The 12,409-nt window shown below is 72.4% G+C and carries 10 protein-coding genes; 4 read left to right on the top strand and 6 right to left on the bottom strand.

The genetic code is table 11. The features are described from left to right. Positions 1-246 precede the first annotated feature (246 nt). The gene (locus AB0E24_RS24505) at positions 247-609 is read right to left on the bottom strand and encodes a nucleotide pyrophosphohydrolase (RefSeq protein ID WP_069867771.1); all 363 of its coding nucleotides are present in this window, start codon (positions 607-609) and stop codon (positions 247-249) included. Further along, positions 593-1,750, bottom strand: coding sequence for an AAA family ATPase (locus AB0E24_RS24500; protein ID WP_069867946.1), 1,158 nt, complete (start codon positions 1,748-1,750; stop codon positions 593-595). The genes AB0E24_RS24505 and AB0E24_RS24500 overlap by 17 nt, the downstream gene beginning before the upstream one ends. Before the next feature lie 146 nt (positions 1,751-1,896). Here AB0E24_RS24500 and AB0E24_RS24495 point away from each other — a divergent pair, with 146 nt between their 5' ends. Both AB0E24_RS24495 and AB0E24_RS24490 read left to right on the top strand, forming a co-directional pair. Then, entirely contained in the window at positions 1,897-2,415 is a 519-nt protein-coding gene (locus AB0E24_RS24495; RefSeq protein ID WP_102937092.1) for a hypothetical protein, read from the top strand. Between the two features lie 379 nt (positions 2,416-2,794). Further along, positions 2,795-4,963 carry an MMPL family transporter gene (locus AB0E24_RS24490; protein ID WP_359379889.1) on the top strand — a complete coding sequence of 723 codons (2,169 nt, stop codon included), beginning with the start codon at positions 2,795-2,797 and terminating at the stop codon, positions 4,961-4,963. A gap of 91 nt (positions 4,964-5,054) precedes the next feature. Here the strand turns inward: AB0E24_RS24490 and AB0E24_RS24485 are convergent, their stop codons facing one another. Together AB0E24_RS24485 and AB0E24_RS24480 are read right to left on the bottom strand one after the other, a co-directional pair. Further along, entirely contained in the window at positions 5,055-5,822 is a 768-nt protein-coding gene (locus AB0E24_RS24485) for a PIG-L deacetylase family protein (RefSeq protein WP_347236663.1), read from the bottom strand. Further along, positions 5,822-7,528, bottom strand: a complete 1,707-nt coding sequence (locus AB0E24_RS24480) for a bifunctional UDP-N-acetylglucosamine diphosphorylase/glucosamine-1-phosphate N-acetyltransferase GlmU (protein ID WP_359379885.1) — start codon at positions 7,526-7,528, stop codon at positions 5,822-5,824. The genes AB0E24_RS24485 and AB0E24_RS24480 overlap by 1 nt, the downstream gene beginning before the upstream one ends. Positions 7,529-7,798: 270 nt before the next feature. On the opposite strand from AB0E24_RS24480, the gene AB0E24_RS24475 reads away from it, so the two are divergent. Together AB0E24_RS24475 and AB0E24_RS24470 are read left to right on the top strand one after the other, a co-directional pair. Next, positions 7,799-9,055, top strand: a complete 1,257-nt coding sequence (locus AB0E24_RS24475; protein WP_359379883.1) for a macrolide family glycosyltransferase — start codon at positions 7,799-7,801, stop codon at positions 9,053-9,055. Continuing rightward, positions 9,052-9,606, top strand: coding sequence for a DUF3995 domain-containing protein (locus AB0E24_RS24470; RefSeq protein WP_102937097.1), 555 nt, complete (start codon positions 9,052-9,054; stop codon positions 9,604-9,606). Before AB0E24_RS24475 ends, AB0E24_RS24470 begins: the two co-directional genes overlap by 4 nt. Here AB0E24_RS24470 and AB0E24_RS24465 read toward each other — a convergent pair. Together AB0E24_RS24465 and AB0E24_RS24460 are read right to left on the bottom strand one after the other, a co-directional pair. Then, positions 9,593-10,582, bottom strand: coding sequence for a beta-ketoacyl-ACP synthase III (locus tag AB0E24_RS24465; protein WP_347237458.1), 990 nt, complete (start codon positions 10,580-10,582; stop codon positions 9,593-9,595). The genes AB0E24_RS24470 and AB0E24_RS24465 overlap by 14 nt on opposite strands. Further along, a complete protein-coding gene (locus AB0E24_RS24460) occupies positions 10,579-12,309 on the bottom strand; it encodes a fatty acyl-AMP ligase (protein WP_359379879.1) in 1,731 nt (576 codons plus the stop codon). Before AB0E24_RS24460 ends, AB0E24_RS24465 begins: the two co-directional genes overlap by 4 nt. Positions 12,310-12,409: the final 100 nt, after the last annotated feature.

Here is a 12,409-nt window from a genome sequence, read left to right as displayed (position 1 = left end):
GAATCTGTTGACAACAGTTGCGGTGTGGATAACTTTCTCACTACGGAGAGTGACGAAATGCGGGGTTAAACGCTCTATGGACAGGCGAGATCACGGTTCACCGCCACACCGCCCGTTCACTGCCATAGTCCCCCGTTCACCGCCAGACCCCCCATTCACCGCCAAAGCCCCCGTTCACGATCAGCGCCTCGCCGCCCTTCGCGATCAGCGCCCCCGTACGTCGCGATGAGCGCCCCCGTCCGCCGTTCAGCGCCCCCCGTTCGCCGGGAACCGCCCCTCGTTCCGGTCGATCTTCGCCGAGAGCGCCGCGAGCGCGTCGATCCCCAGCACCTCGCAGAACTGGAGCAGATAGGCCAGCACATCGGCGACCTCGTCCTCGACCCGGGCCGCCGCGCCCTTGTCCTCCATCACCCGCGCCGACTGCTCGGGCGTCAGCCACTGGAAGATCTCCACCAGCTCCGACGCCTCGACGCTCAGCGCCGCCGCGAGGTTCTTGGGGGTGTGGTACTGCTGCCAGTCGCGCGCCGCCGCGAAGGCGGCCAGCCTGCGCTGCAACACCGCCACATCCAGGCCGTCGGTTCGTCGCTCGCTCTCATAGGACTCGCTCACGCCCCAGGTTTACCACCGTGACGGGGGCGTCCCCGACCGCCCCCGTCACGTCCCCCACCGTCCCCACGAGCCGGATGTGCCCCCGTGCGCACATCCGGGCCGCCACCCCCAGGAGCTCCCGCGCCTGCCGCCGGTCCAGACACCGGTCGAATCCATCGGCCAGCACCGTCAGCACCTGCCGCGCGGGGAGCACATCGGCCGCCGGGTCCACGGCCAGCACACCGGGCCCGGTCAGCAGCACGAGCGCGAGGGCGAGATAGCGCAGCTCGCCGTCGCCCAGCCGCTCCACGGGCATCGCGCCGAACTCCCCCTGCTGGACCAGGGCCCGCACCACCCCGTCCGCGCGCCCCTCCGTGACCAGGCCCTCGACCGGTCCCGCGCACCCCGCCCGGACCGCCGCGACCAGCGCCGCGTGCCGCGTACCGCATTCGCGGCTGGTGCGCCGCAGGACCGCGGCCAGGTTCTCGCAGCAGCCGCGCAGCCGCCCGTCCCTGGGCACCGCGGACGCCCGCATCCGCTCCGGCCGCGGATCGCAGGGGAAGACCGAGCGCAGCGCGATGACCACCTGCTCGGCGGCGGCCAGCGCGAGCCGCTGCCCCTCCGTGGTGCCCGCGACCCGCAGCGGCAGCAGCGAGGTGGCCAGCCGGTCGTCGGGCAGCGGGGCGCGGGTGACCGCGACCGCTCCCGCGGTGTGCCAGGCGGCCTGCACACAGCGCCGCCCGGGGTCGCGCAGCGCCGTCTCCAGCAGGGTCTCCCCCGCCCCCGTCATCCGCTCGCCCACGATGCGCAGTTCGGGCTCGGCCTGGACGGCGACATCGAGCCGTACGGGCCCGACCGGGCCGTCCACGGTGCAGCCGATGCGGAAGCCGCGCCGCCCCTGCCGGTCCGGCCGCGCCCGGCGCGGGATGTACGCGGCCGGATCGCGGAACACCTCCGTGAGCCGGGCGCCGCCCGCGAGCCGCGCGAGCGCCGCGTACGCCTCCAGCACCCCGGACTTACCGCTGCCGCTCGGCCCGGAGATCAGGGTCAGCGGGCCCAGCGGGAAGGCGGCACGGCGGTGGCCCTTGAAGGCTGACAGCCTCAACTCGGAGACCACGGGCCGCAGTTGGGTCCTGGCGGGCAGCAGCCCGGATGCGCTCATGCTCCGGAACATATCTGTGGCACATACCGCCGAACCGTTACTCCTTCCGTATCTTCCTACCATCGGGGGATAGCCGCGGTGGCCGATGATGACCAAGGGACGGCGGATGACCAGCGCTCATGGAGTGGCGGACGATACGGGGGGCCATGGCCGACAACACGTTCTGGATCGCGGCCCTCACCGGCGGCACCGCCGTACTGGCCAGCTGGGTCACCAGCCGCGGCAACACCCGGGCCGCCCGGATCCAGGCGGACACCGCGGCGCTCGCCCAGCGCGTGGAGCGGCTGCGCGACAGCCGCCGCACCGCGTATCTCGATCTGATCGAACAGACCCACAGCATGGGCGAGTTGTACTGGGAGGTGGCCGCCGTCCAGCGCACCGGCGAGGCGGAGCGCCGCCCCGCCCTCCTGGACGAACTGGCCGAGCGCGAGCGCGACGAGTACGGCAGGATGCGCCGCTGTGTGCGCGTGGTCGAACTGGAGGGCCCGGAAGCCGCGGCCGCCGCCGCGAACGCGCTACAGAAGGCCACCGGCCCGTTCCACCGCGCCCTGGGCGCGATGCGCTCGGGTGAGCCGGATGCTCCGCAGCGCTTCCATGACGCCTTCCGCCCGTTCTGGCAGGCCCTCACGGAGTTCGTCGACGCCGCGAAGACGGCCCTTCGCTGACCCCCTTCGGGGCGCTCCTGACGAGGCGTGATGGGGTGTCGTGACCAGGCGTACGGGATGTGGTGTCAGGAAGCGGACGGGGCGGGAGGTGTCGGGTCCACGGCGGCCCGCCGCACACCCCGTTTTTGTCAACAACATGTCGTTCCGCCCCACTTCACGGCCCGCCTCCACAGTGGCACCCGAGACTCGGACGGTGGCCGTCGGCCCGGGGCATGGAGGGCGCCATCAGCACGGATGCTGATACACGGACCGCCTCCCTAAACCCTTTGGCGGAGCCGCCCTCAACCCCCAGGCCGATTTCCACGGGGACACATGGTGCGGCCCGAACGGCTGTCCTAGCGTGCCCTATTACTGGAACCTTAAATCCCTAAGGAGCGTCATGTTCGGGCGAATAGGACGGTTCTCCGTCAACCGTCCATGGCTGATCGTCGCGTTGTGGGTCATCGCGGCGGTCGGCCTGGCCATCCTTGCCCCACCGCTGAAGTCCAGCACCGACCAGGCCGACTTCCTTCCCTCGCACTATGAATCGGTGCGGGTGTCCAAGATCCAGGAGCAGGCGTTCCCGCAGCAGGAGAGCGCGGCGGCCATCCTGGTCTACCAGCGGTCGGACGGGAACAAGCTCTCCGAGGCCGACAAGGCCGCCGTCATCAAGGCGACCAAGGGGTTCCAGGGCGAGCAGTACAAGACCTTCAAGGCCGTGGTGACCACGCCCGAAGCCGTCTCCAAGGACGGCAAGATGGCGCTGGCCAACATCTACTCGACCAAGAAGGACCTCTACGACGAGGACACCCAGCAGTCGATCAAGGACCTGCGCGCGGACCGCGACAAGCTGCTGAAGGACACCTCGCTGAAGGTCGATGTGACCGGTCCGGCGGCCTCGGGCCTCGATGCCACCGAGTCCGAGGGTGACACCGACGCCATGATCATGATGGCCACCCTGGTCCTGATCATCGTGCTGCTCGGCGCCATCTTCCGCAGTCCGCTCATCGCGTTCATGCCCGTGCTGATGATCCTGGTGATGTTCATCATGGCCCAGGGTCTGATCGCCACCGCAAGCGACTGGTTCGGGCTCGAGGCCGACAGCGGAGTGTCCGCGATCCTGATCGTGGTGCTGTTCGGCGTCGGCACGGACTACATGCTGTTCCTGCTGTTCCGTTACCGCGAACACCTCCGCCAGGGCCAGGAGGCCAAGGAGGCCCTGGTCAACGCGGTCTCCCGGGTCGGCGAGACCATCGCCTCGGCGGCCGGCGCGGTCATCGTGGCGTTCCTCGCCCTGACCCTGTCGACGATGGGCAGCATGCGCGCCATGGGCCCCTCGCTGGCGATCTCCGTCGCGGTGACGCTGGTGGCGGCCCTCACCCTGGTGCCCGCGGTGTTCTCGCTGCTGGGGACGAAGGCGTTCTGGCCGTCCAAGGCGTGGCAGCAGGCCCCCCGCAACCGGCTGGCCAACGGCACCGGCTCCCTGGTCTCACGCCGTCCCGGGCTGATCGCCACGGTGTCCGCCTGTGTGCTGGCCGCCCTCGCGGTGGGCGCGCTGGGCTTCAAGGCCGAGTTCGACACCGACAGCTCGCTGCCCAAGGACCTGGAGTCCGTCCAGGCCATGGCGGAGCTCCAGAAGAGCTTCTCGGCCGGTGAGTCCGACCCGAGCCTGGTGTACGTCCAGTCGGACGGCGGCGGCAAGCTGGACCCCGCGGCGCTGACCGGGTTCCGGCAGAAGCTGGCGGGGGTCGAGGGCGTCGGCGAGGTCTCCCCCGCCGGGCTCAACCCCAAGGGCGACGTGGCCCAGTTCAGCGTCGTGCTGAAGCACCGGCCCGCCTCCGAGAAGGCCATCGAGCTGGTCTCCGGGGACCTGCGGGACACCGCGCACAGCTCCGCGCCCGACGGCACCAAGGCCCTGGTGGGCGGGACGACCGCGGTGCTGGCCGATATCGAGGACGCGGTCAACCACGACTACCGGCTGGTGTTCCCGGTCGCGGGCCTGGCCATCATGGTGATCCTCGGCCTGCTGCTGCGCAGCGTGGTGGCACCGCTGTATCTGATGCTCGCCGTGGGTCTCGGCTTCGCCGCGACCCTGGGTTCGACGGTCTGGCTGTTCCAGGACGTCAGGGGCGAGAACGGGCTGCTCTTCATGCTGCCGATCGTGGTCTATCTGTTCGTGGTCGCGATCGGTACGGACTACAACATCCTGATGGTGGCCCGATTGCGGGAGGAGGTCCGCAAGGGCAAGTCGCCGGCCGAGGCGGCGCGGCTCGCGGTGGCCCAGTCGGCGCCGACGATCGGTTCCGCCGCCATCATCCTGGCGGGCACCTTCGGTGTGCTGATGCTGGCCAGCAACACCATGCTCCAGCAGATGGGCTTCGCCGTCGCCTTCGGCATCCTGCTCACCGCGTTCATCATGGCGCTGCTGCTGGTGCCCACGGTGACCGCGATGCTCGGCTCCAAGGCGTGGTGGCCCAACCACCGCCACGACTCCCCCGCCGCGCCCGGCGCCTCCGGCCCGGGGCGGACCGAGGAGCCCGACGCGGCGGGCGAGACCGTACGGGTGTGACCCGACCTTCCGGCGACGGCCGGAACGCCTCGGTGGCCCTTCGCACGGCGTCGCGGAGGGCCACCGGTGTGTGTGGCGGGGGTCCGGTCGGTCAGGGGCCGACCGGCCGGAACAGCTCGGCCGGGGCCCCACCGCCGTGGCTCGTGGCATGGGCGTCGAACAGGTGCCGGAAGTCCGCGTCGGGCGGCCAGAGCATGGAGTGCTGCGAGCGGTAGCACTCGATCGCTTCGTACTTGGCGGCCCAGGAGGCTTCCCCCGCGGTCTCGGCCACCGGGTCCAGCAGGGCGCGGCCGTCCGGAAGCGGGGGGATGTCACTGCCCCGCAGCCCGTAGGGGAGGTCCTCCCAGCACCGCACCGGGACCTTCCCGGCGAGCGCGGTGACCACCGCGTCGCGGGTGCGCCGGTGGTCGATGTGGTTGCCGACCGCCGCGCTGGTGAGGACCACGTCGGGCTGGATCCGCTCGGCCAACTCGGCCACGGCGCGCATGAGCAGGTCGCAGAGCTGGGGCTCGACGGCCTCGCTGCCCTGCACCATCGGCCCGTCGACGTCGATGAGCCAGCCGCCGTCGGGCCGCCGCCGGTAGACCGCGTCGAGGAACTCGCCGTGGAGCGGGGTGGCGCCCAGCCGGGCCATGGCCTTGCGGTCCTCCTCCCGCCGGTGCTCCATCGGCTCGGTCTCCAGGCCCCAGGTGTAGTGGAAGTACTCGGCGATGGGCGAGTACGGCAGCGGCGGGATGCCCGCGAACATGGTGAAGACCGTGACCTCGGCGCCTTCGGCGGCCAGGTGGTGGATGCGGCTGCCGGCGGACAGCGCGGCGTCGTCCAGGTGCGGGGAGACGACGAGGATGTGGGAGGGCATCAGGGCGTGGACCGTTCGTCATCGGTGGTGGACGGTTCGTTCGCGGCGGGGGGCTCCGGCGGCTCGGTGGTGCGGGGGACCCGCTGACGGACGCCGTCGGCCGTCTCCAGCTCCCCGGTCTCGCCCTGGGCCATGGCCGCGGCGATCGCCGACGCGGAGCCGGGCCGGTTCTTCTGCACCCAGCCGGGGATGTTGCGTTGTTTGAGCGACCCCTCGGAGATGACGAGCGCGCCCGGCGGGACGTCCTCGGCGATCAGCGCGCGGGCGCCCGAGTAGACCCCGTCGCCGATGGTGACCGGTGCGATGAGCCCGTTCTGGCCGCCGATGCGGACGTTGCGGCCCACGACGGAGCGGAACTTCTTACGGCCGTCGTAGTTGGCGAAGCCGGACAAGCCGCCGATGTTGCTCCCCTCGCCGATGTCCGCGTCACCGATGTACGACAGATGCGGGACCTTGGCCCCGGCGCCGAGCGTGGAGTTCTTGATCTCCACGAACGTGCCGACCTTGGCGGCCTCGTCCAGCCGGGTGTCGGGGCGCACATAGGCGTACGGGCCGACCTGCGCCGACGCCCCCAGGACCGCCTGGTCCAGCACCGAGCCGGTGACCTCGGCACCGGCGCCGATCCCGGACCGGGACACGGTCGAGTAGGCCCGCACCCGGGCGTCCGCGCCGATGTCCGAGGCGGTCACGGTGGACCGCTCCACCAGCGCCCCCTCGCCCACGACGGAGTCCCGCACCTCGGTGTCCGGGCCGATCACCGCGCCGCACCCCACCGAACTGGCGCCGAGCACCCGGGTGTTGGGCAGGACGACCGCTCCGGCCGCCAGCCTGGCGCCGACGTCGATCCAGGCCGTCGCCGGGTCGGCGATGTCCACCCCGGCCGCCAGCCACCAGCGGTTGATCCGGTCGCGCAGGACGGCCCGCACCCGGGCCAGCTGGACCTGGTCGTTGGCGCCCAGGATGTCGTCCGGGTCCTCCGCGACGGTGATGCCGATGCGCAGGTCGTGCGCGGTGAAGTGGTCGAGCACGGTGGCCAGGTACTCACCGGAGGTGCGGCCGCTCGTCAGCAGGTCGTCGAAGGCCGCGCGCAGGGCGGCGGCGTCGAAGGCGTAGACCCCCGCCCCCACCTCGCGCAGCCGTCCGCCCGCCGGGCCGTCGCCGGGCTCGCGGCGGTCGGCCCGGTCCGGCGGCAGCAGGGCCTCGTACTCGCCCACCTCGGAGCGGAGCACCAGGCTGTAGCCGGTGGTGTCCGGCAGCCGGCCGGACAGCAGGGTCATGGCGTTGCCCGCCTTCTCGTGCTCGGCGACCAGCCGGGCCAGGGTGTCCCCGGTGAGCAGCGGCGCGTCCCCGCAGCTGACCAGGATGGTCCCGGTGAAGCCCGGGAGCCGGTTCACGGCGGTGAGCAGGGCGTGCCCGTAGCCGCCCTGGTGCTCCTGGACGGCGGTCTCCGGCGCGGGCGCGGCGTCGGCGAACCGGGCGGCGAGGTACTCCTCGACGTCCGTGCGGTGGTGTCCGGTGACCACGACCGTGCGCCGCGGGGCGAGTTCGGCCACGGCGTCGAGGACATGGCCGAGCATGGCCCGGCCGCCCACCTCGCGCAGCACCTTCTGGGGGCCGGGTCCCATGCGCTCGCCGTTGCCCGCGGCGAGCACCACGGCGGCCAGCTCCCGGGCGTGCTGATCCCGGTCCTCCCCCGGCCCGGACATCAATTCGCTTCTACCGTCGAGTATCTTTTGGGAAATCATCTCAATCAGCCCCTCCCGAGAGTGATCAGGCCGCCCGCGAATCCTTTTCGGAGACCGTGACGCAGGTCTCAGACAAGGGCGAAGCAGACAGCCCCGCAAGGGATCCCCGGAACCCTTGGCAGGAAGCTGACTGCGCACTCGACCGTGCTGCCCGGCTTTCCTAGCATCGAATTCACCACATGACGTCAACCGGCCATCTGAGGCGTCCGGATGGCGGAAGAGGAGTTATCCGTGAGCGTCTCTCGTCCGGGCCTTCCGGAGGGAATTCCGGAGAATGCGCGACCGCTGCACATCGCGATGTTCAACATCCCGGCGGACGGTCATGTGAATCCGAATCTCGCGCTCTGCGCCGAATTGGTCGAGCGGGGGCACCGGGTCAGCTTCTCCATCGACGAGGGGCACGCCGCGGCGGTGCGGGCCACGGGGGCCGAGCCGGTGCTCTACCGGACCACCTTCCCGGACGCGAGCCGCGGCGAGCGGTTCCCCATCCGCGATGTGGTCGCGATGTCCTCGCTCTTCCTGCGGGAGGCGGTCGCGGTGCTGCCGCAGCAGACCGCCGCGTTCGAGGACGACCGCCCCGATCTGATCCTCTACGACTACGCCGCGCTCTCCGCCCAGATCCTGGCCGGGCGCTGGGACGTCCCGGCGGTGCGGCTCTCCCCGACCCGGGTGTCAAGCAACACCTACGAGCGCGACCTGGCCCCGTTCTACGCCTCGGTGGCGGACGATCCGGCGTGGCTGGCCTACCGGGACGAGTTCCAGCGCTTCCTGGACGCGGGCGGGATGGACCTGACCATCGAGGAGTTCCTCTACGTCGGCCGGGCCGACCACTATGTGGTCACCATCCCGCGGGCCTTCCAGGCCGACGCGGACGAACTCGGCGACGCCTACACCTTCGTGGGCCCCGTGGTGCGCGGACAGGACCACCAGGCGCCCTGGCGGCCGCCAGCGGAGGGCCGTCCGGTGCTGCTGATCGCGTTCGGCTCGGTCGCACCCGAGGTGCCCGAGGTGCAGCGGGTCTTCTTCGAGTGCGCGGAGGCGTTCGCCGATTCGCCGTGGCATGTGGTGATGTCGATCGGCAGGCATCTGGACCCGGCGGACTTCGGACCGCTGCCCCCGCACTTCGAGCTGATCGCCGAGGTTCCGCAGCTCCAGGTCCTGGCCGAGGCCGCGGTGTTCATCACCCACGCGGGCATGGGCTCCACCATGGAGGCGGTCCAGCACGGCGTTCCGATGGTGGCCGTGCCCATGGGGTTCGACCAGATGGAGAACGCCCGGGTGATCGACGAGCTGGGCATCGGCGTACGGGTGCCCTTCGAGGGCGTCACCGGCGATGAGCTGCGGGAGGCGGTGGAGCGGGTGTCGGCCGACCCCGAGGTGCCCCTGCGGCTGGCGAAGCTGCGTGCGGAGATCGTCGCGGAGGGCGGCGCCGCGGCGGCGGCCGACGCGGTCGAGGCCGTGCCGCGGCGCGCGCGGGCCGGCGCGTGACCGGATCGGGAACGGCCGCCGGGGCGGGGCCGGCGCCGGAGCCGCGCCGGGCCGCCCTGGCCGCCTTCGGCTGGGCGGTCGTCTTCACCGCGATGCATGTCTACTGGTTCGCCGGGGGCCGGTTCGGACTCGGCGACGCGCCCGATGTGGTGCCGGAGGCCACCAGCACCGGCGACCGGATCCAGGGCGCGGTCATCGTCGGCATGTTCGCGGTGGGCATCGTGCTGCCGCTGGCGCTGACCCGGCCGTGGGGGCGGCGGATCCCGCGCCGGGCGGCGCTGTTCTGCCTGTGGACCGGCGCAGCGCTGGTGGCGGTGCGCGGCGGCGCCGGGCTGCTGGACACGGCGCTGCGCTCCACCGGCCTCGCGTCCCATGGCCTGACCGGGCTGACGTACGAGCAGATCACCGGCGACGCCCACCCTTCCGCGTACACCATCTGGTCGGGGGTCTGCGTCGACGCCTATTTCATGCTCGGCGGGGTCCTGTACGGCCTGACCGCCCTGCGGCTGGGCCGGCGGGCCCGGCCGGGGCGGCCCGTCACGGCAGATTGACCACCAGCGCGGCGTGCGCGAGCCCCGCGCCGAACCCCGCCAGCAGGGCGAGTCCCCCCGAGGGCAGCGCCCCGCGGTCCCTGAGGGCCTCCATGGCGAGCGGGACGGACGCGGCGGAGGTGTTGCCCGCGGATCTGATGTCGTCGGCGACCACCACATGCGGCGGCAGTTCCAGCGCCTTGGCCACGGCCTCGGTGATGCGCAGATTGGCCTGGTGCGGGATGAAGGCGGACAGCTGGTCCGCCGTGACGCCCGCCCGGCTCAGGGCGGCGGCGGCCGTGCGCGGCACCTCCCTGATCGCCCAGCGGAACACCTCGGACCCGGCCATCCGCATATACGGCCAGGGGCGGTCCGCGTCCCGGACGGCGGTCCAGGGCTCCTGGTGGGCGATGAGGCCGTGCTGCTCCCCGTCGGAGCCCCAGGCCACGGAGTGGATCCCGGGTTCGGCGGCGGGGCCGACCAGCACCGCGCCCGCGCCGTCCGCGAAGAGGAAGGCGGCCCCCCGGTCGTCCGGGTCGACGATGTCGGTCATCCGCTCGGAGCCGATCACCAGCACCCGGCGGGAGGTGCCCGCGCGGATCAGCCCGTCCGCCACGGCGAGGGCGTAGCAGAAGCCCGCGCAGGCGACGTGCACATCGAAGGCGGCGGCGGATCGCGCGCCGAGGGCCGAGGCCACCTGGGGTGCCGCGGCCGGGCTCTGGTACAGGTAGGACATCGAGGCGAGCAGCACGGTGTCGACGTCGGCCGGGGCCACGCCCGCGTCGGCCAGGGCCTTGCCCCCGGCGTGCGCGGCCATGGCGATCACCGTCTCGTCCGGCCCGGCGTGGCGCCTGCTGACGATGCCCGACCGGCGCCGTATCCAGGTGTCGGAGGAGTCCAGCCGGGCACACAGCTCCTCGTTGGGCACGGTGCGGGCGGGACGGTAGCCGCCGAGCCCCAGGATGCGCGCGCCGGGGTGGCCCTGACGCCCGGTCATGCCGGGCCTCCGCCCACCCGTACGAGGGTGCCGTCCACGTACTGCTGGCGGCAGGTGCCGCGGCGCACCTTGCCGCTCGTGGTCTTGGGCAGGGTGCCGCGGCGGATGACGACGACGTCCTCGGCCTCCAGCCGGTGGTCGCTGCGCACCCGCTCGCGTACGGCGCTGACCAGCACGTCGTGGCCGGCCGCGCGCAGCGCCCGGCCGTCCGCCTCGATCACCACCACGAGGGCCTCCCGGTCGCCCCGGTCGACCGCGAAGGCGGCCGCGGACGCGGGGCGCAGCGCGGGGTGGCTGCGCTCGGCGGAGTACTCCAGGTCCTGCGGGTAGTGGTTGCGGCCCTTGACGACGAGGAGGTCCTTGAGCCGCCCGGTGACATAGAGCTCGCCGTCGCGGACGAAGCCGATGTCGCCGGTGCGCAGGAACGCCGCGGTGTCGGCGTCGTCGGCGATCCGGGCCCGGAAGGTCTCCTCGCTCTCCCGCTCACGGCCCGCGTATCCGGCCGCCACACAGGGGCCGGTGGCCCAGATCTCGCCCACCCGGTCGGGGGCGGCCGCCCGGCCGGTGGCGGGGTCCACGATCCGCACGCGGGTGCCGCCGATGGTGCGGCCGCAGCTGACCACGGGCACCGCGGCGGCGTCCGTGGTCTCGGTGACCCGTCCCTCGCCGAGGTCCGCGGGCGAGAGGGTGAGGGCCCGCGGCGGTTCGCCGGGGCCGCTGCCGCTGATCTTGAGGGTGTGTTCGGCGAGGCCGTATCCCGGCGAGACCGCGCGCGGGTCCAGGCCGTAGGGGGTGAACGCCTCGATGAACGCCCGGACGGTGTGGAGCCGCACCGGCTCGGCGCCGTTGACGGCCGCCCGCCAGGCGGACAGATCGCAGCCCGGCGCGGGGGGTGCCTCCCGTACGCACAAGTCGTAGGCGAAGTTGGGGGCCGCGGCATGGGTGCCGCGGAACCGGGAGAGGGCCTCCAGCCAGCGGGCCGGGCGGCGGACGAACGCCTCGGGGCCCATGAGGTAGGAGGGGATTCCCGCCCACAGGGGCAGCACGACGCCGAACAGCAGCCCCATGTCGTGGAAGAGCGGAAGCCAGGAGACGACGGTGCCGCCCCGTGTGGGCCACAGGGCGTCGGTCTCGGCGGCGTTGTGCCAGAAGTTGCGGTGGGTGACCATCACGCCCTTGGGCGTGCCGGTGGAGCCGGAGGTGTACTGGAGCAGCGCCACATCGTCCGGTCCGGCGGCGGGCGGCGGCTCCCCGGCCGTCGCCGTTTCCGGGAACTCATCGGTGGCCAGCAGTTCCAGACCGCGCAGCTCGGGCGCGCCGGGGAAGTCGGCCAGCAGCCGGTCGCGGGTCTCCGCGGTGGTGAGGACCCAGGTGGTGCCCGAGTCATCGGCGACGGAGCGCAGCCGGCGCAGCGCCTGGCCGTTCCTGGGCACCTGTACGGGCGCCCCCATGACCCCGGCGGCGGTGCAGCCGAGCCAGGCGCGGACGAACTCCAGGCCGGTGGGGTACATCAGGACGGCACCGCGGCCGCGCATGTCCCGGCGGCGGAGTTCGGCCGCGCGCACGAGGGCCTGGCGCCGGAGTTCCGCGTAGGTGACCCGGTCGTCCGGGTCCTCGCCGTTGCGGAGATAGCAGTAGGCGAGGCCGTCCGGGTTTTCGGCGGCGCGCCTGGCGAGCAGGGCCGGCAGGGACATCAGCTTTTCGGGGGCATGGCCGACAGAAGTCATGTCCATCCTTTTCAGCGGTGGATGGCTCCTGTATAGCCAGGGGCACCGGGCCCCTCAAGGGCGATATCACCATGCTGCCAATATCACGGAATACCGCCCG

The sequence above is a fragment of the Streptomyces malaysiensis subsp. malaysiensis genome, assembly GCF_040653035.1.
Taxonomy (GTDB): Bacteria; Actinomycetota; Actinomycetes; order Streptomycetales; family Streptomycetaceae; genus Streptomyces; species Streptomyces malaysiensis.
The sequence above is the reverse complement of the archived record's forward strand: the minus strand, read 5'-3'. Positions and strand labels throughout refer to the sequence as shown.

Bases quoted from the DNA above. Each gene is read 5' to 3' on its own strand.
- AB0E24_RS24500 (WP_069867946.1), bottom strand. From the start codon at position 1,750: ATGAGCGCATCCGGGCTGCTGCCCGCCAGGACCCAACTGCGGCCCGTG.
- AB0E24_RS24495 (WP_102937092.1), top strand. From the start codon at position 1,897: ATGGCCGACAACACGTTCTGGATCGCGGCCCTCACCGGCGGCACCGCC.
- AB0E24_RS24490 (WP_359379889.1), top strand. From the start codon at position 2,795: ATGTTCGGGCGAATAGGACGGTTCTCCGTCAACCGTCCATGGCTGATC.
- AB0E24_RS24485 (WP_347236663.1), bottom strand. From the start codon at position 5,822: ATGCCCTCCCACATCCTCGTCGTCTCCCCGCACCTGGACGACGCCGCG.
- AB0E24_RS24480 (WP_359379885.1), bottom strand. From the start codon at position 7,528: ATGTCCGGGCCGGGGGAGGACCGGGATCAGCACGCCCGGGAGCTGGCC.
- AB0E24_RS24465 (WP_347237458.1), bottom strand. From the start codon at position 10,582: ATGACCGGGCGTCAGGGCCACCCCGGCGCGCGCATCCTGGGGCTCGGC.
- AB0E24_RS24460 (WP_359379879.1), bottom strand. From the start codon at position 12,309: ATGACTTCTGTCGGCCATGCCCCCGAAAAGCTGATGTCCCTGCCGGCC.